Consider the following 16,008-nt stretch of genomic DNA (forward strand, 5'->3'; position numbering starts at 1 on the left):
CCAGGACTGCCGCGCCGCAGTTTGAACCACGGGAGTCGTCGATATGCGCGGCACGTATACCGCGAGCCCGCAGAACGGCCTAATTGAATAGGTTCGACTGAGCACCATCGACACAGCCACTCGCGAGATGGCTAGGTTGCCGGTGAAACGTGCGAACTGCCCCCGCTACGGCGAACGCCTTGCCCCGCAAAAACGACAGTGGACGTTACGCGCCGCTCCACCGGCGTCAGGGCGGAGTTCGGGAACCGCCTGCCTGTCAATCGGGGATGATCATCGCCACGCGCACTGGAAGCCGTTTGCAGAGATCGCCCGCTTATAGCTAACTGGCATTCGGCTAAGAGCGTGTCTCAGGTGGTGAGTTTGAGGTAGCGCTTGTGGCAGGTCAGGGCGGCGGCGAGGGTGACGAATGCGCAGTACAGGCCAGGGTCGCGTTCGTAGCGGATGGTCAGCCGGCGGTAGCCGGTGAACCAGGCGAAGGTCCGCTCGATCACCCACCTGTGTCGGCCGAGCCGGTTCGGCGATTCGATGCCGCGGCGGGCGATGCGGGGTCGGATGCCGCGGGCGCGGAGCATGCGCCGCAGGTGGGGGTAGTCGTATCCCTTGTCGGCGTGCAGCTTGTCCGGCCGGCGCCGTCGTGGTCCGCGTCGGGAGCGGATGGCGGGGATGGCCTGCACGAGGGACTCCAGGCAGCGGCTGTCGTGGGTGTTCGCGGCGGACACCCCCACGGACAGCGGCAGCCCGTTACGGTCGGACAGGGCGTGGATCTTGCTGCCGGTCTTGCCCCGGTCGACCGGACTCGGGCCGGTCAGACCGCCCCCTTTTTCGCCCGCACCGACGCCGCGTCAGCGGTGGCCCGGGACCAGTCGATCAACCCCTTCGCGCCGAGCTGATCCAGTGCCGCAACATGCAACCTGCGCCACAGGCCCGCCCGGGTCCACGCAACGAACCGGCGGTGCGCGGTGGCCTTGGACACTCCGAACCCGGGTGGCAGGTGCCGCCACGCGCAGCCAGTGGTCAACACGTACACGATCGCGGCGAACACCGCCCTCGCGTCGATCGGCGGCGTGCCCCCACCCTGCGGACGGCGAGGCGGTGGTGGGATCAACGGACCGGCCAGGCTCCACAACTCGTCAGGCACCCATTGCAGGATCAACCGCTCGTCCACAGTAGAAAAGATCTACCAGACCAGGCCGCCCAACCGCCACCCGAGACACGCTCTAAAGAGAGAAGACGGATGTGCCTGCATCCGCATTTGCCCTGCGGTTGGTGACATGGCGATAACATTCGATCGATGCTGCTGCGACTGTCGGAAATCCGACACGTACAGTCCACTCCCGATGCTGAGAAAGCCCAGGAGCTCTGCCGTTTGGCGGCAGGGCGGCCTGCAAAGGTCACCGTGAACTGGTTTACATTCGTCCGATGTCCGATCTTGCGCTTGGCATTTACGAGCGCCTCATCACTTCCGAGCTCGCCGAACGGCTGCAGGCCGTGGACCCCACCCTGATAGAGCACGGCAGGCTAGACCCTTGCGACGCCCACGAGATCCTCGCTCGACATATCGCGGCGTTGACCAGGCGCGCGCTGCTCGCCGTCGGTGGTGGCGCCGACAGGCTCGTCCACCAGGTGGAGTTAGCCAACCAGATCGCCCGGAGCATCGCTCAGACCGAACCGCGTGCGGTTGGCACCCAAGACCAGGTCACCGACGCGGAGCGCCTCCTGCATGCTATCGCCGCGCCGCCGACCTCAACAGCCGCGCCTGCCTTCCCGGTGCGCCCGACCACCCCCCTTTCCACCGGCGCGCTGCTGGTCAACGGCCGTCACCAACCTCGCATCGGCCACGAGGTCACCTACGAGATGGCGTCGGCGGACTCCGTCGACCTGCTCTGCGCGTTCATCAAGTGGCACGGCCTTCGCCTCATCGAGCCCGCCATCCAAGAGCTGGCCGCTCGCGGCGGCCGCCTCCGCGTCATCACCACCACCTACTTGGGTGCGACCGACCAGCGGGCCCTCGACCGGCTCGCCGAGTTGGGCGCTGACATCAAGGTCTCCTACGAGACCAGAACCACTCGCCTACACGCCAAGGCGTGGCTGTTCCGCCGCAACAACGGCATGACCACCGCCTATGTCGGCTCCTCGAACCTGTCGAAGTCGGCGCTGGTCGACGGGTTGGAATGGAACGTACGGATCTCGAACGTCGAGCAGCCGCACGTCATCGACACGTTCACCGCCACGTTCGAGGACTACTGGAACGACCCGGCGTTCGAGGCGTACGACCCAGCGAAGGATGGCGAGCGGCTGGGCTACGCGCTGCGGGGCGAGCGCGCCGACGAGGCCCCGACCGAGATTGCCAATCTGGACGTGCGGCCGTACCCGTATCAGGCGGAGGTCCTGGCCGACCTGGATGCGGAGCGGCGGGTGCACGGCCGCTGGCGCAACCTCGTCGTCATGGCCACCGGCACGGGCAAGACCGTAGTGGCAGCCTTGGACTATCGCCGGCTGTACAAGGCCGGGGACGTCGACTCGCTGCTGTTTGTTGCCCACCAGGAGCAGATCCTGAGGCAGAGCCGGTCGACCTTCCGGCAGGTGATGGGGGACGGCAGCTTCGGCGAGACGTTGGTCGCCGGGGACAAGCCGAAGCAGTGGCGGCATGTGTTCGCCTCGATCCAGTCGCTGCACCGCCAGGAACTCGACCCCGAGCAGTTCGACATGGTCATCGTGGACGAGTTCCACCACGCCGAGGCCAAGACGTACGCCCGGCTGTTGGAGCGGCTGCGGCCGGGCGTACTCCTTGGCTTGACGGCGACCCCCGACCGGGCCGACGGCCGCGACGTACGGCGGTGGTTTGACGGGCATGCGGCCGTGGAGCTGCACCTGCGGGAGGCGCTGGACCGGCAGTTGTTGGCGCCCTTCCACTACTTCGGGCTGCACGACGACGTGGATCTGTCGCATCTTCAGTGGAAGCGCGGGCAGGGCTACGACCGATCGGAGTTGGAGAACCTCTACACCGGCAACCAGGCGCGGGCACGGCTGGTGCTACGGGCTGCCCAGAGGCTCGTTGACGTGGGGCGGATGCGGGCTCTCGGGTTCTGCGTGAGCATCGGGCACGCCAAGTTCATGGCCGACTGGTTTACCCAGCGGGGCGTATCGGCAGCGGCCGTGACGTCGGAGGTCGGCCGACCGGAGCAACACGGGCTGATCCGGGACTTCAAGGCCGGCAAGCTGCGCGTGCTCTTCACCGTCGATCTGTTCAACGAGGGCGTCGACCTGCCGATGGTCGACACAATCTTCCTGCTGCGGCCCACCGAGAGCGCCACGATCTTCCTTCAGCAGCTCGGCCGTGGCCTGCGCCTGGACGACGACAAGCCCTGCCTGACCGTGCTCGACTTCATCGGCGCGCAGCACGCCAACTTCCGGTTTGACCTCCGCTGGCGGGCGCTGACCGGGGTCAGCCGCCGCCAGGTGTACGGCGCGGTGGAGCAGGACTTCCCGACGTTGCCGAGTGGGTGCCACATCGAGCTGGACCGGGTCGCCAAGGAGGTGGTGCTCCGCAATCTGGAGCGAGCGATCCCATCCTCGAAGAACAGCATGGTGGCTGAACTGCGGCAACTCGGTGACGTGACGCTGGCCGAATTCCTGCGGGACACCGGCCTGGAGATTGGCGACGTTTATCGGTCGGCGACGCTGGGCGGCTGGACCGGGCTACGCCGGCTCGCCGGAATAGAAACCTCGACACCGGGGGCGTACGACCGGGAGTTGGGGCGGGCGATCGGCCGGATGCTGCACACCGACGACCTTGACCGGTTGGCGTTGTGGGAGCAGGCGGTGGCCGGGGAGCCCGTGTCCGATGGGCGATTGCTGGACATGCTGCACTTCAGCCTGTGGGGGCCGAGCGTGCCGCTGTCGCAGCGAGACGAACGGCTGGCGCGGTTGCGGGCTGAGCCAGCTCGGTGCGTCGAGCTGCGCCAGGTCGCGGAGGTGCTGCGGGAACAGATCCACCGGGTTACTGAGCCGGTCGGGATTAATCAGGTGCCGCTGCGGGTGCACGCCCGCTACAGCCGCAACGAAGCCTGCGCGGCGTTCGGCATGCCGAACCCGGGGTCGCTGCGCGAGGGTGTGAAGTGGTTGGAGTCCGAGCAGGCGGACATCTTCTTCGTCACCCTGGTCAAGTCCGAGCAGCACTACTCCCCCACGACCATGTACGCCGATCGGGCGATCACCGAGACGCTGTTCCAGTGGGAGTCACAGAGCACCACCTCATCGGCGTCGGCGACCGGGCAGCGGTACATCCAGCACGCCGAGCGTGGCTCGACGGTGCATCTCTTCGTCCGCGAAACCAAGGTCGCCGACCGTGATTTGGGTGCCCCGGCCTATCTGTACGCCGGACCAATGACCTACCAGGAGCACACCGGCGACCGGCCGATGCGGATTATCTGGCGGCTACACCACCCGCTCCCCGCCGACCTGTACACCGCTGCCCGCGCCATCGCCGCCTAACGACGGCCGAATGTGCTGCTAAGCGGCTGGGTCTGTCACAAGGCCATTGTCCAGACCGAAGATGCCGCTAGCCAGGTACGTCCACCACAGGCCCCGGTCAAGGCCGGATCAGCGAGCGCGACGACCCGTTGCAGCACCGCACCGAAGTCCTGCGGGAGGCGGTCGTCGAGCAGGTGCTTACGCCGCCACGCCGCCCACCGTGACTGCGCGATCGTCGCGTAGCCGTCGAGGACCTGACTCAACGGCTCGATCGTCACCTCACGGTATTCGGCTACCCGGTGCACAGCTGCCGCCAGTTCGTTGCCGTCGATATCGTGCTGACCCGCCAGGAGGTACACGTCGGCGAAGTCACGCCAGCGGGTGTTCGCCTCGCCCCGTTGTAACGCCGTCACCAGCTTCTCCGCGTACACCATTGGAAGCGGATATCCGGCCACCACCAGCTCGCCGTCGAGCAGCCGTGGCAGCTTGATCGGCTGTGGATCGGGCCAGATCGGGTCGCCGACGTTGATGTCGACGTGGAAAGTCAGCCGCGCGGCGGAAAGACGGCCGGTGAGGTTGACCCGCACCCCCGCGTACACGTCGTCGTCCCGGATCGTCTCCGCGGTTGCGGCCGGCGCGTCGAACATCAGACCATCATCGATCTGCTGGCTCGCAATGCTTCGGACGATGCCGAGTACCTGGTCACTGTCATTCGAGATCCACCGCCCCTGAAGATCTACGTCCCGGGTCGGCCGTCGAGCGGCATAGGCGGCCAGCAGCACTCCACCCTTGAGTACGAGGTTGTCCGCGTATGGAGAGCGAGCCAGGCGAGCGAGAAAGCCTTCCAGTGCGTAGGCCTGGTGCAGCTCGTCAGTCGGACGACCAGTGCGCCGAGCGAGGTTCTGAAGGTCGAGGTACACGCGGCCAGCGACAGTGACGCGAGTCGGACGTACGGTCACAGCAGGATCTCCAGTGCCTCTCGGATCGGCCGCTCAGCCTTGGGTACCCGCCGAGCCATGATCAACAGTTTTGATGGTGATGCCTCCCGACGCCTCAGCCATCGCCGCAGCGCCTCGTACGCCAGTTCCGGTCCCTCCCGATGGCGCAGACGGACGGCGTCGATGATGCTGCGTTCGGGACCATAGAGCCCGATCGAGGTGTCCGGGTCGAGTGACAACTCAGTACGACCAACGTCGAACGTGGTTGGGTCGAACGAGTGCCAGGTGATCGGCGCGGAAGTGGTAGGTCGGTGTCGCCCGCGAGGCAGGGCGACATCGATGCGGGAGGGAATCTCGTCGGTGAGGCCGTGACGGGCCAAGGCGGTGGTCAGGCAGAGGGTGGCCGACGGTGCCCGACGGGCGACCTCGATGAGATCAACGTCTACCACCTCGGCGTCATGACGCCGGTAGAGACCTCGGCCAACAGATGCGATGAGCCCCTGGTCTCGCAGCCGGTAAAGCTGCCACTCGGAGAAGCCAGCATCAAGGGCTTGGGAGTAGCTGAACGTGGCCGGAAGCATGCCAAGCCGCCTGCTCTCAGCTTCCAAACCGCCCTCCACAGGGAAACTCTATACACGTCACCACCACCTGTGGTGGATTTCCTTGGCGTCCCCTTGCCCGTTGTCGGCAACTACCGGTCAAGCGCGCGACGGCCGTAGCAAGCCGGACCCACACCTTCCGACGCAGACGAGGACAGAAGCACACCGTGGCGAACGAGCCAGATCAAAACCTCGCCAGCCCAACGTCAATAGACGATCGTTGCCAAATCGGGCGATGAGTGGCAGACTCAGCGCAAGCGCTCCCATCGACGTCCATGGATGTCTAGAACGGAGGATGCAAGTGCGATCACTCGAATCCGAACAGTCCGGCCGGCAGTCCCGGTCCGCTGCTCGCCGGCCCGCACGAGCGCTCGTCCTGCTGCTCGCCCTGGTGGTGGGGATGCTGCCCTGGGCCGGTACGGCCCAGGCCCACGGCACCATCGTCAACCCGGCCTCTCGTGCGTACCAGTGTTGGAAGACCTGGGGCAACAACCACATGAGCCCGCAGATGCAGCAGCAGGACCCGATGTGCTGGCAGGCCTTCCAGGCCAACCCGGACACCATGTGGAACTGGATGAGCGCGTTGCGCGACGGTCTCGGCGGGCAGTTCCAGGCCCGTACGCCGGACGGCCAGTTGTGCAGCAACGCCCTGTCGCGCAACAACAGCCTGAACCGGCCCGGGGCGTGGAAGACCACGAACATCAGCGGTAACTTCACCGTCCAACTGCACGACCAGGCGAGCCACGGCGCTGACTACTTCCGGGTCTACGTGAGCAAGCAGGGTTTCAACCCCGCTACCCAGCAACTCGGGTGGGGAAACCTGGACTTCATCACCCAGACCGGGCGCTACGCGCCGGCGCAGAACATCTCGTTCAACGTCTCGACCTCCGGCTACACCGGACACCACATTCTCTTCGTCATCTGGCAGGCGTCCCACCTCGACCAGGCGTACATGTGGTGCAGTGACGTGAACTTCGTCTAATCCACAATGGCCGATGCATTCGGCACACCGCCGGCCCAGGACCTTGGCCTCCTGGGCCGGCGGTGTTTTTTCTGTCGTCAAAGCCGCTGCGGCCGGGACGCGCGCCCCTTGCCTGATCGATGTCCTTGTGTTGAGGTCACGAAGACGCTCAATCAGCGTACGCAGATCAACTGATCCCGTTCGCGACCCAGCGTAGGGATCGGCTGGATCTTCCATCGATGAGGAGGTTCCATGGCCCGTCGCCGCTTTGCGGGGATAGCAGCAAGCGCCATTGTCCTACCGTTTCTCTATGTCATCGCCACACCGGCGGCCGCGTCAGCCGCTCCCGGCCCGCAGGTGGCGCCCAGCGCCGCCGCCGACACCGGCGGGCTCGTCAGCGACATCCGCGAGCTGACCCGCAAGGACTTCACCTTCAACGGCAAGCCGGTGGAGGTGCCGACCCAGTACCAGCCGCAGGCCCAGTCTCGCCGGACGCAGGCCGCGGCCGAGACCCCGCCGGTCGGGACCGTACGCAACTGGTTGGCCCTCGACGACTACCAGGGTGTCATGTACCTCAAGCCGTACACCCTGCGTGGGGTGGGCGACAACATCGAGGTGTGGGTGGCCAACGACACCGAGTTCCCGGAGGGCGACTGCCGTCGGCAGATCCCCAACTCGACGGTGATCACCGATGCCCAGGTCGACCGCCTGATCAGCGAATTCGACACGAACATGTACCCGAAGTCGATCGCGGCCTTCAGCACCCCGCCGGAGCGCGACGGCACCAACGCGGAGCTGGCCGGTGACTTCACCGGGGCCGGCAACCGTACGGTCACCCTCATCGACAACGTCCGGGACGACAACTTCTATGACTTCCCGGCCGCCCCCAGCTACATCGCCGGGTTCCACTTCTCGCTCTTCGACGAGCTGCTCGACCGCAACATCATGACGGTGGACGCCTTCGACTGGGCGCACCGCACCGGCGAGAACCCGCCGAACGAGCCCACGGACGACCTGTGCACCTCCCGGCCGGCCCGGCCGAACCTCTACGAGGGCGTCTTCATCCACGAGTGGCAGCACCTGGCGCACTACCACGCCGACCCCTTCGAGGGGATCTGGCTGAACGAAGGGCTGGCGGACTTCGCCCAGACCCTGGCCGGCTATGTGGACGCCCGGGCCCGGGTCGACCAGCCCGGTACGGACAGCCACATCCACTGCTTCCAGGGCTTCGGTACGGTCCAGACGCCGTACAACACCAACCCACGTGACTGTGGGGGCCCGGAGAACTCGATAAATCTGTGGAACGAGGGCAGCACCAGCAGCGGGGTGCTGGCCGACTACGGCAACGCGTACTCCTTGATTCTCTTCCTCTACGACCGCTACGGCCTGGACTTCATCTCCCGGCTGCACCAGGACGGTGACCTCCAGGGGTTGGCCAGCCTGAAGGCGGCGCTGGCCGACGAGGGCGTCAAGGACATGTACAAGGTCCTGCACGACTACCAGACGATGAACCTGGTGGACCGGGTCGTGGGCAACTCGAAGCTGGGCATCATGCTCGGCGCCGACAAGCGGCGGGTCACCACGGCCAGCCTCAACGCCACCGTCAACCTGGACAACCCGGCCTCGTACGCCACGCCGGGCGTGGCTCCCAACGGTGCCGACTATGTGCAGTTGCGCAAGGCCAACGGCAAGCCGTTGGGTCGGGGCGATCTGCGTTCGATCAAGTTCCAGGGCGCGACGACCCTGCCGGCGATCCCGCTGGCCTGGACGACGGTGAGCAACGACCCGGATCGTCCGGGCAACTCGGTGATCTGGTCCGGCAACGGCAACAGCACCGACGCCGCCGCCGTCACCCCGGTCACCGTGCCCGCCGCCGACCCGACGCTGACCTTCCTGGCGAAGTACGGCGCGGAGATCGGCTACGACTACGGCTACGTCAGCGTCTCCACCGACGGCGGCAAGTCGTACACCCCGATCGCCGGTGACAAGACCGTCAGCGGTCCGCTGGGCCCGGCGCTCAACGGCACCACCAACGGGTTCGAGCCGCACTCGTTCGACCTGTCGGCGTACGCCGGTCAGCAGATCCTGCTCAGCTTCCGGTACGTCAGCGACGGTGGGGTCAACGAGGGTGGCGTGCTCGTCGACGACATCACCGTGGGCGGCACCCTGGTCAGCGACGGGTCGAGCCTGGCACCGTTCGACTCGCCCTCGGAGATCTACCCGACCCCGGTGGCGAACTGGAACGTGCGGTTCGTCGGTCTCGACGAAAAGAACAAGATCGCCTACCAGCACGAGGTGAACGGCAAGTCGAGCTTCACCCTCGGTGCGGTGCCGACCCTGGCCCTGCTGGCCTTCCCGAAGGTGGTCGCGATCGTCGCCTACGACGACCCGACCGAGCAGGTCACCCAGTACGCGCCGTACAAGCTGACGGTGAACAACGTGGTCCAGCCCGGCGGCGGCACGCTGAGCTGATCCAGCCGAGAAGGAACGCCCGGTGCCGCGACCTGCGGCGCCGGGCGTTTCCGTTCCGGGGACCGGGGCCCGAACCGGCGGCGGGCACCTCGCGCGCTGCCTACCCTGACGGGCGAGGGCATCGTCGGGGGCAAGCTGCCGGAGGACACCATGACCAACGCGATCGGTGAGGCACTGTCGGGGGTACGCGAGGTCGAGCTGACCGTGACCGGCCGCAGGACCGGACGGCAGATCGCCCGCCCGGTGTGGTTCGTGCAGGACGACGACAACGTCTTCCTGGTGCCGGTGACCGGCTCGGACACCCAGTGGTACAAGAACGTCCAGCAGCTCCCGATGGTCGAACTGGCGGTCGACGGCGCCTCGTTGAGTTCCAGCGCCACCCCGATCACGGACACCCGGCAGGTCGAGGACATCGTGGCCATGTTCCGCGACAAGTACGGCCCCGACGAGTTCGCCTCCCGCTACCCCAAGCACGACGTGGCGGTGCAGGTCCCCCTGGGCTGAGGCCGCGATGGGATGCTGTGGATGGATGCCGGCTGAGTCTGGCAGGTGCCGTCAGCGGCGGCGGGCCAGGGTGAGCACCATCAGCAGCGATCCGGCGGCGCCACCGGTGACCACCACGGCCATCGGCAGGGCGGTGCCCTCTCCACCCAGACCGACCAGCGGCGCGGCGGCGGCGGCGATCACGGCCTGGATGCCGCCGAGCAGGGCGGCGGCGGTGCCGGCGTGGGAGCCGTGCCGGTCCAGGGCCAGGGCGGTGCCGTTGGGCATCACCATGCCGAGCGAGCCCAGGAAGACGAAGAGCGCGGCCAGGACCAGCGGCCGGGAGTCCAGCAGGACTCCGGCCAGCAGGCCGAGGGCGGCGAGCAGGCCGAGGCCCAGGCCGGTGATCAGCAGTGGGCGGGGGTTACGCCGGTCGAGTAGTCGGGCGTTTAGCTGCCCGGTGGCGAGCATGGCCAGGGCGTTGAGGCCGAAGATCAGACTGAAGGCGCCGGCGGACAGGCCGAAGACGTCCTGGAGGACGAAGGAGGACCCGGAGAGGTAGGCGAAGAGTCCGGCGAAGGCGAGGCCCTGGGTCAGGGTGTATCCCAGGTAGATGCGGTCGGTGAGCAGGGTGCGGGCGGCCCGGGCGGTCGCGGACAGGCCCCCGGTGTTGCGCCGGTCGACCGGCAGGGTCTCGGGAAGCCGCCAGATGACGACGGTGCCGAGCAGGGCCCCGATGATGGTCAGGGCGACGAAGATGATCCGCCAGCTGCCCAGGCCGAGCAGCAGCCCACCGAAGGCGGGGGCGGCCATCGGGGCCAGGCCGAAGATGAGGGTGAGGCGGGAGAAGTACTTGGCGGCGGCGCGGCCGGTGTAGAGGTCACGCACGATGGCGCGGGCGACGACCGTGCCCATCCCGCCGGCGAAGCCCTGGAGGAAGCGGGCCGCGGCGAAGGTCTCCGCGGTCGGCGCGAGGGTGCACAGCAGCGACATCAGGGTGTACGCGGCCACCCCGACCAGCACCGGTCGGCGCCGCCCCCAGCGGTCGCTGAGTGGACCGGTGACGAGTTGACCGACGGCCATGCCGATCAGGCAGGTGGTCAGGGAGAGCTGGATGGTTGCCTGGCTGGTGGACAGGTCGCGGGTCATCTCGGGCAGGGCCGGCAGGTAGGCGTCCAGCGTCAGGGGCCCGATGGCGGTGAGGCTGCCGAGCAGTACCAGCAGCCCGATGGCGGCCCGGCCGGTGGGTACGGCGACTCGGTCCGGCGCGGGGGCGGAGGGCATGACGGTCTGCGGCATGGCGGCTACGATAACTCTGCCTACAGAGGCATTTGCCGGAGACGGGGGCGCACTGTGACGGAGGAGACCCTCGCCGAACTCGGCGTGGCCCTGGGCGACCTGCACCGGGTGCTGCGGCGCACGGCCAGCCAGCGCACGGGTCGGCGGGTGCTGCCGGACGCCCAGGTGGAGGTGCTGCGCCTGGTGCAGCGCCAGCCCGGGATCAGTGTCCGGGAGGCCGCCGAACGCCTGGGTACGGCCGCCAACACGGTGAGCACCCTGGTGGGTGGGCTGACCACGGCGGGGCTGTTGAGTCGGGAGCGGGACCCCGGCGACCGGCGTACCGTCCGGCTGGGCCTGACCGACGCGGCACGGGAGCGGATGGCCGCCTACAGCCAGCACCGCAGCGACCTGCTCGCCGCCGCCCTGGCGCAGCTGGACCCGGACGATCGGAAGCGGCTGCTCGCCGCCGCACCGGCGCTGTCCCGGCTGGCCGACCAGGTCGCCGATCAACGCTGAGGACCGGCTCGGTGGCCGCGCCGGTCCCCTGCGACGGTGGTCAGGCCGGCGGGGCCAGATCCTCGAACTCGGTCACCCGGCGGACATCCACCTCGACGTCGGCACCGGCGGCGATGAAGATGTCGGTGAACCGCTGAGCCCACTGCATCGCCTCGGCCTTGTCCCGCACCTGGAGCAGGGCGAACCCGGCGATCAGTTCCTTGGTCTCGGTGAACGGCCCGTCGGTCACGGTCGCCTTGCCCCCGGTGACGGTGATCCGACCGGAGTCCACACTGCTCGGCCGCAGCCCTTCAGCGGCGAGCAGGACACCGGCCTGGTTCGCCTCCCCCATGAAGGCCCCCATCCGGGCGATGAAAGCCTCGTCCGGCTGCCACAGCTCGGGGGTCTGCTCGTCCAGCTTGTGCATGATCATGTAACGCATCGGTCTGCCCTCTTCTGGTTCTCGACGATCGGTGGGGCCTGGCAGGCAGGCTGTCACTGACGCGTCGGGCGACCCGACCGGGATTCGACATCGCCGCCGAAGTTTTTCTCCTGAGTTTTCTCAGCGCCTCGGCGGCCCTCCGGCGGCACAGTCGGCCGCCCGGTCGCGCAGCAGCGTCTGTTCCCGGGAGTTGCCGGTCAGTTCGGCCGCACGGGTGAACTCCGCAGCGGCCTCCGCGTAGCGGCCGAGCTTGGCCAACAGGTCACCGAGCACGGCAGGCAACAGGTGGTAGCGGGCCAGCGCCGGGTCCTCGACCAGGGTGCGGGCCAGCGCCAGGCCGGCGGCCGGCCCCTGCGCGAAGGAGACCGCCACCGCCCGGTTCAGCTCCACCACCGGCGAGGGTGCCACCCGTGCCAGCGCGGCGTAGGTCGCCGCGATCCGTCCCCAGTCGGTCGCCTGGGGGGTGCCCGCCCGGGCGTGGCAGGCCACGATCTCCGCCTGAAGGGTGTACGGGCCAGGCTGGTCTCCGCTCGTGCGGGCCCGCTCCAGCGCCGCCAGGCCCCGGCGGATGAGCAGCCGGTCCCAGCGTCGGCGGTCCTGCTCCAACAACAGCACCGGTTCCCCGGATGCGTCGGTGCGCGCCCCGGTCCGGGAGGCCTGGATCTCCAGCAGGGCGGCCAGCCCGTGCACCTCCGGCTCGTCCGGCATCAGGGCCTGGAGCATCCGGGCCAGCCGCAGGGCGTCCTCGCAGAGGGCCGGGCGCATCCAGTCCTGCCCGGCGGTGGCGGCGTACCCCTCGTTGAAGATCAGGTAGGTGACCTCCAGGACGCTGGCCAGGCGCTGCGGGCGTTCGGCCACCCCGGGCACCTCGAAGGGCACCTTGGCCTCGGCCAGGGTCTTCTTGGCCCGGGTGATCCGCTGGGCCATTGTGGACTCCGACACCAGGAACGCCCGGGCGATCTCCTCGGTCTTCAGGCCGCCGACCATCCGCAGGGTGAGGGCGGCGCGGGCCTGGGGGGTCAGCACCGGATGACAGGCGGTGAAGATCAGCCGGAGCAGGTCGTCGTCGATGGTCTCCTCGAAGGCCGCGTCGAAGTCCGGGGTGAAGGTCTCCGAGCCGAGGTCACGGCCGAGTTCGGCGACCTTGCGATCGCGTACCTGCCGATGCCGCAGGCCGTCGATGGCCCGCCGCTTGCCCACCGCGGTCAACCAGGCACCCGGATTGGCCGGTATGCCGTCGCGCGGCCACTGCTCCAGGGCGGCGACCAGCGCGTCCTGGGCCAACTCCTCGGCCCAGGAGATGTCGCGTACCAACCCGGCCAGGGCGGCGATCACACGTCCGGACTCGATTCGCCACACCGCGTCGATGGTGCGGTTGACCTCGGCGACTCCCATGGCCGCATCAGACCAAACCGGTCAGCCTCGGGCAACCATCCGCCGCAAGGAGGCGTGTTTCGCTGAACTTGTCACACTCTGGCCCTAGCCTCGGCGACATTCCACCTCGTACCCACACTCCGCTGGAGGCAGCAGATGCTCGACCACCTCGGCATCCAGGTCCGCGACCTCGACGCCAACGCCGCGTTCTACGACACGGTCCTGGCCACCCTGGGCGTCCGCCGGATGCTGGAATATCCGCAGGCCATCGGCTATGGCAGTGACCGGCCGGACTTCTGGCTCAGCCCGGCTGACGGCGAGGAAGCCGGGCACGAGAGCCACATCGCCTTCACCGCCGTGGACCGGGCGTCGGTGCGGGCCTTTCACGACGCGGCGGTCGGGGCGGGCGCCCAGGTGCTGCATTCCCCCCGGGCCTGGCCGGAGTACCACCCGAACTACTACGGCGCGTTCGTCCGCGACCCCGACGGCAACAACGTCGAGGCGGTCTGCCACGCCCCCGAGTAGACGAGCTACCCGAAGACAGCGGTCAGTCGAAGACGGTACGGCGGACCCCGCCGTGCAGGCCGCAGGCCTTGGGGCTGCCACCCGCCAGGCTGATCTTGCCGTTGGCGCACTGCACCAGGTGTCCCCGTCCCTGCCAGAACCCGGGCACGCAGTCGAAGTGTTCGCACACCTCGGGGTCCGGCTTGCGGATCCGCTCACCGGCGCAGAAGTCGTACCCCATCGGGTTGACCGGGGCGCCGCAGCGTCCCTGGGGGGTGGGGCTGGCGCGGCGGGCCGGCGGTGAGCCTGGGTGCCTGGGTGCCTTCGAGGTGGCGGCCGGGGCCGGGGTGGCGGCCACCGCCCGCTCCCGGCCGGTCGGGCCCGAGGGGCCGGAGTTCGCCAGGGCCAGCGGCACCAGCACGGCCAGCGCGACCGCTACCACCGCGGTCCGCCGACCGCCCGGCAGCAGGGCCGAGAGCCGGGCCTGTGCCGGTGTGGCGATGCCCGGTCGGCACGGACGGGCCTTGGCGTGCTCGGCGATCAGTTCGTCGAGTTCGGCGATGACCGCCTCGCGCTGCTCGATGGCGTCGGCGAAGGCCAGAGTGAGCAGGAACCGGAACTCGGCCGCCGTGTCGGCGGGCAGCAGCACCCCGGAGGTACGCCGCCGGTCGAGCACCTGGATCAGGGTGACCGGGGCCTGCGGATCGTGGGCCAGGCCGGAGATCCGCCCGTACGCCCAGTCCCGCCGGCCGCGTCCACCGAGCAGCACCAGCCGCCGGTTGGTGATCACCGCTATGCCGGCGTCGGTGGCTCGTACCCCCTCGGGCAGCCGACGGTGCATCCTGCGGGGCACCTCCCCGACGGTCAACTCCGGGGCGGGCAGCACGGCGATGTGCCGCACCTCCACCAGTCGGGCCGCCGGCACCACCCGGAGCACGATCTCGTCGGGGCCCAGTTCCAGCGGCAGACCCTCGCCGGCTGCGGCGGAACCGTGGCACTGCTCGGCCAGCGTACGCAGCCGGCGCAGTTCCTCGTCGCGTCGCCGCCAGGCCCCCTCGGCGCTGCGGAACAGCCGCCGTCGGCGCTCGTTCTGCCGGCGCGCCCACCGGTACCGCCATGTCGAACCCGTCGAATCAGTCCTTGCCACGCCGACTCCTTCGCCGCGCAGGTCAGCCACCGCAGGCCAGCAGAGGGGTGTCACAGCGATTAACGGCGCAGGTCACCACCATGGACACGGCTAACCTGGGACGAATTACCCGATCGGTGGATTAACAAGGACGAGTTGGTGGTTTAGCCCCGGCCCTGTCCACCTTCGGACAGGGCCGGGTGTGACGCATCCAGCAGCGGTAGCGCCAATCAAGCGAACGAGTGGACGGACCCGTCGCCGAGGGCTGACGGGTGCATGAGGAACGGCGCCACGAGATGAGCATCCCGACCCGCCGGCTCGACCGGGACACCACCGACCTGCTCCTCGACGGCGATCCGAACGCCCTCAACCGGGCCGGACGGCTGGCCGCCCTGCTGCGGGCGCTGTGCGGGCCCGCCCGCCCCCACGAACTCGCAGGGGAACCCGCGGCGGTGGCCGCCTTCCTGGCCCGGCTGACCCGGCGGCGTCCCCCGCGACCCCCGCCGCAGACCGCACGGCGGAGGTCAGGGTGATTCGACCTCGATGATGCGGAACCGGTGCACCTCGGCGCCGACGATGGCCACCTGCTGCTCCGGTTCCGGACCGGAGCCGCGGAAGTCCAACAGCTGCTCCTCGGACTCCCACCGCTCGTAGACGTTGATCCGTCCCGGCTCCACCAGATCGGCACTGATGGCGAAATCCACGCAGCCGGGCGCCGACCTGGCCTGCTTGACGACCTCGACACAGGTGACCAGGTAGTCGTCCCGCTCGGCGGGATCGACGTACAACGTGCCGGCGACTATCAACACCTTCAGACCTCCGCGGATCGGGACATCGACCATGCCAGTCATACTCCCCCG

The 16,008-nt window shown here is 68.6% G+C and carries 15 protein-coding genes; 7 read left to right on the plus strand and 8 right to left on the minus strand.

Translation table 11 applies throughout. The annotated features are described in order from the left end of the window. Positions 1-347: 347 nt before the first annotated feature. Positions 348-1,153 (minus strand): IS5 family transposase gene (locus ACLQ2T_RS18000; protein ID WP_425767569.1). Its coding sequence is split into 2 segments (ribosomal slippage): positions 348-809 and positions 812-1,153, totalling 804 coding nucleotides; the frame shifts between segments, so codons are not numbered across the junction. 266 nt (positions 1,154-1,419) lie between these two features. Here ACLQ2T_RS18000 and ACLQ2T_RS18005 point away from each other — a divergent pair. Beyond that, positions 1,420-4,494 carry a DUF3427 domain-containing protein gene (locus ACLQ2T_RS18005; protein WP_425767506.1) on the plus strand — a complete coding sequence of 1,025 codons (3,075 nt, stop codon included), beginning with the start codon at positions 1,420-1,422 and terminating at the stop codon, positions 4,492-4,494. Positions 4,495-4,529: 35 nt separating this feature from the next. On the opposite strand, the gene ACLQ2T_RS18010 is transcribed toward ACLQ2T_RS18005, so the two are convergent. Together ACLQ2T_RS18010 and ACLQ2T_RS18015 are read right to left on the minus strand one after the other, a co-directional pair. Next, complete coding sequence (locus tag ACLQ2T_RS18010) at positions 4,530-5,432, minus strand: nucleotidyl transferase AbiEii/AbiGii toxin family protein (protein WP_425767507.1); 903 nt, start codon at positions 5,430-5,432, stop codon at positions 4,530-4,532. Continuing rightward, complete coding sequence (locus ACLQ2T_RS18015) at positions 5,429-6,031, minus strand: type IV toxin-antitoxin system AbiEi family antitoxin domain-containing protein (protein ID WP_393337445.1); 603 nt, start codon at positions 6,029-6,031, stop codon at positions 5,429-5,431. The genes ACLQ2T_RS18010 and ACLQ2T_RS18015 overlap by 4 nt, the downstream gene beginning before the upstream one ends. A 274-nt stretch (positions 6,032-6,305) precedes the next feature. On the opposite strand from ACLQ2T_RS18015, the gene ACLQ2T_RS18020 reads away from it, so the two are divergent. The 3 genes from ACLQ2T_RS18020 to ACLQ2T_RS18030 all read left to right on the plus strand — a co-directional run bounded on the left by ACLQ2T_RS18020 (position 6,306) and on the right by ACLQ2T_RS18030 (position 9,947). Then, positions 6,306-6,992, plus strand: coding sequence for a lytic polysaccharide monooxygenase auxiliary activity family 9 protein (locus ACLQ2T_RS18020; RefSeq protein ID WP_393337448.1), 687 nt, complete (start codon positions 6,306-6,308; stop codon positions 6,990-6,992). A gap of 231 nt (positions 6,993-7,223) precedes the next feature. Further along, positions 7,224-9,443, plus strand: coding sequence for a choice-of-anchor J domain-containing protein (locus ACLQ2T_RS18025; protein WP_425767508.1), 2,220 nt, complete (start codon positions 7,224-7,226; stop codon positions 9,441-9,443). A gap of 150 nt (positions 9,444-9,593) precedes the next feature. Next, a complete protein-coding gene (locus ACLQ2T_RS18030) occupies positions 9,594-9,947 on the plus strand; it encodes a nitroreductase/quinone reductase family protein (protein ID WP_425767509.1) in 354 nt (117 codons plus the stop codon). 51 nt (positions 9,948-9,998) lie between these two features. Here the strand turns inward: ACLQ2T_RS18030 and ACLQ2T_RS18035 are convergent, their stop codons facing one another. Then, positions 9,999-11,225: a multidrug effflux MFS transporter gene (locus ACLQ2T_RS18035; RefSeq protein ID WP_425767510.1), complete on the minus strand. Its 1,227-nt coding sequence runs from the start codon at positions 11,223-11,225 to the stop codon at positions 9,999-10,001. A 54-nt stretch (positions 11,226-11,279) separates the two neighbouring features. Between ACLQ2T_RS18035 and ACLQ2T_RS18040 the strand changes: the two genes are divergently transcribed. Further along, positions 11,280-11,723, plus strand: coding sequence for a MarR family winged helix-turn-helix transcriptional regulator (locus ACLQ2T_RS18040; protein WP_425767511.1), 444 nt, complete (start codon positions 11,280-11,282; stop codon positions 11,721-11,723). Positions 11,724-11,763: 40 nt separating this feature from the next. On the opposite strand, the gene ACLQ2T_RS18045 is transcribed toward ACLQ2T_RS18040, so the two are convergent. Beyond that, entirely contained in the window at positions 11,764-12,144 is a 381-nt protein-coding gene (locus tag ACLQ2T_RS18045; RefSeq protein ID WP_425767512.1) for a YciI family protein, read from the minus strand. 120 nt (positions 12,145-12,264) lie between these two features. Beyond that, positions 12,265-13,539 carry an RNA polymerase sigma factor gene (locus tag ACLQ2T_RS18050; protein ID WP_425767513.1) on the minus strand — a complete coding sequence of 425 codons (1,275 nt, stop codon included), beginning with the start codon at positions 13,537-13,539 and terminating at the stop codon, positions 12,265-12,267. Positions 13,540-13,674: 135 nt separating this feature from the next. Between ACLQ2T_RS18050 and ACLQ2T_RS18055 the strand changes: the two genes are divergently transcribed. After that, positions 13,675-14,043, plus strand: coding sequence for a VOC family protein (locus tag ACLQ2T_RS18055; protein WP_425767514.1), 369 nt, complete (start codon positions 13,675-13,677; stop codon positions 14,041-14,043). Positions 14,044-14,065: 22 nt separating this feature from the next. Here the strand turns inward: ACLQ2T_RS18055 and ACLQ2T_RS18060 are convergent, their stop codons facing one another. Continuing rightward, positions 14,066-15,169 carry a hypothetical protein gene (locus ACLQ2T_RS18060; RefSeq protein WP_425767515.1) on the minus strand — a complete coding sequence of 368 codons (1,104 nt, stop codon included), beginning with the start codon at positions 15,167-15,169 and terminating at the stop codon, positions 14,066-14,068. Between the two features lie 275 nt (positions 15,170-15,444). On the opposite strand from ACLQ2T_RS18060, the gene ACLQ2T_RS18065 reads away from it, so the two are divergent. Then, entirely contained in the window at positions 15,445-15,681 is a 237-nt protein-coding gene (locus ACLQ2T_RS18065) for a hypothetical protein (protein ID WP_425767516.1), read from the plus strand. Here the strand turns inward: ACLQ2T_RS18065 and ACLQ2T_RS18070 are convergent. Next, on the minus strand, positions 15,673-15,990 hold the full coding sequence (locus ACLQ2T_RS18070) for a putative quinol monooxygenase (RefSeq protein ID WP_425767517.1): 318 nt from the start codon (positions 15,988-15,990) through the stop codon (positions 15,673-15,675). The genes ACLQ2T_RS18065 and ACLQ2T_RS18070 overlap by 9 nt on opposite strands. Between the last annotated feature and the right edge of the window lie 18 nt (positions 15,991-16,008).

It is taken from the genome of Micromonospora sp. DT229 (assembly GCF_049844505.1).
Taxonomy (GTDB): Bacteria; Actinomycetota; Actinomycetes; order Mycobacteriales; family Micromonosporaceae; genus Micromonospora.

Excerpts from the sequence above, each read along its gene's own strand:
- ACLQ2T_RS18005 (WP_425767506.1), top strand. The coding sequence starts at position 1,420 with ATGTCCGATCTTGCGCTTGGCATTTACGAGCGCCTCATCACTTCCGAG.
- ACLQ2T_RS18020 (WP_393337448.1), top strand. The coding sequence starts at position 6,306 with ATGCAAGTGCGATCACTCGAATCCGAACAGTCCGGCCGGCAGTCCCGG.
- ACLQ2T_RS18025 (WP_425767508.1), top strand. The coding sequence starts at position 7,224 with ATGGCCCGTCGCCGCTTTGCGGGGATAGCAGCAAGCGCCATTGTCCTA.
- ACLQ2T_RS18030 (WP_425767509.1), top strand. The coding sequence starts at position 9,594 with ATGACCAACGCGATCGGTGAGGCACTGTCGGGGGTACGCGAGGTCGAG.
- ACLQ2T_RS18035 (WP_425767510.1), bottom strand. The coding sequence starts at position 11,225 with ATGCCGCAGACCGTCATGCCCTCCGCCCCCGCGCCGGACCGAGTCGCC.
- ACLQ2T_RS18045 (WP_425767512.1), bottom strand. The coding sequence starts at position 12,144 with ATGCGTTACATGATCATGCACAAGCTGGACGAGCAGACCCCCGAGCTG.
- ACLQ2T_RS18050 (WP_425767513.1), bottom strand. The coding sequence starts at position 13,539 with ATGGGAGTCGCCGAGGTCAACCGCACCATCGACGCGGTGTGGCGAATC.
- ACLQ2T_RS18055 (WP_425767514.1), top strand. The coding sequence starts at position 13,675 with ATGCTCGACCACCTCGGCATCCAGGTCCGCGACCTCGACGCCAACGCC.
- ACLQ2T_RS18065 (WP_425767516.1), top strand. The coding sequence starts at position 15,445 with ATGAGCATCCCGACCCGCCGGCTCGACCGGGACACCACCGACCTGCTC.
- ACLQ2T_RS18070 (WP_425767517.1), bottom strand. The coding sequence starts at position 15,990 with ATGGTCGATGTCCCGATCCGCGGAGGTCTGAAGGTGTTGATAGTCGCC.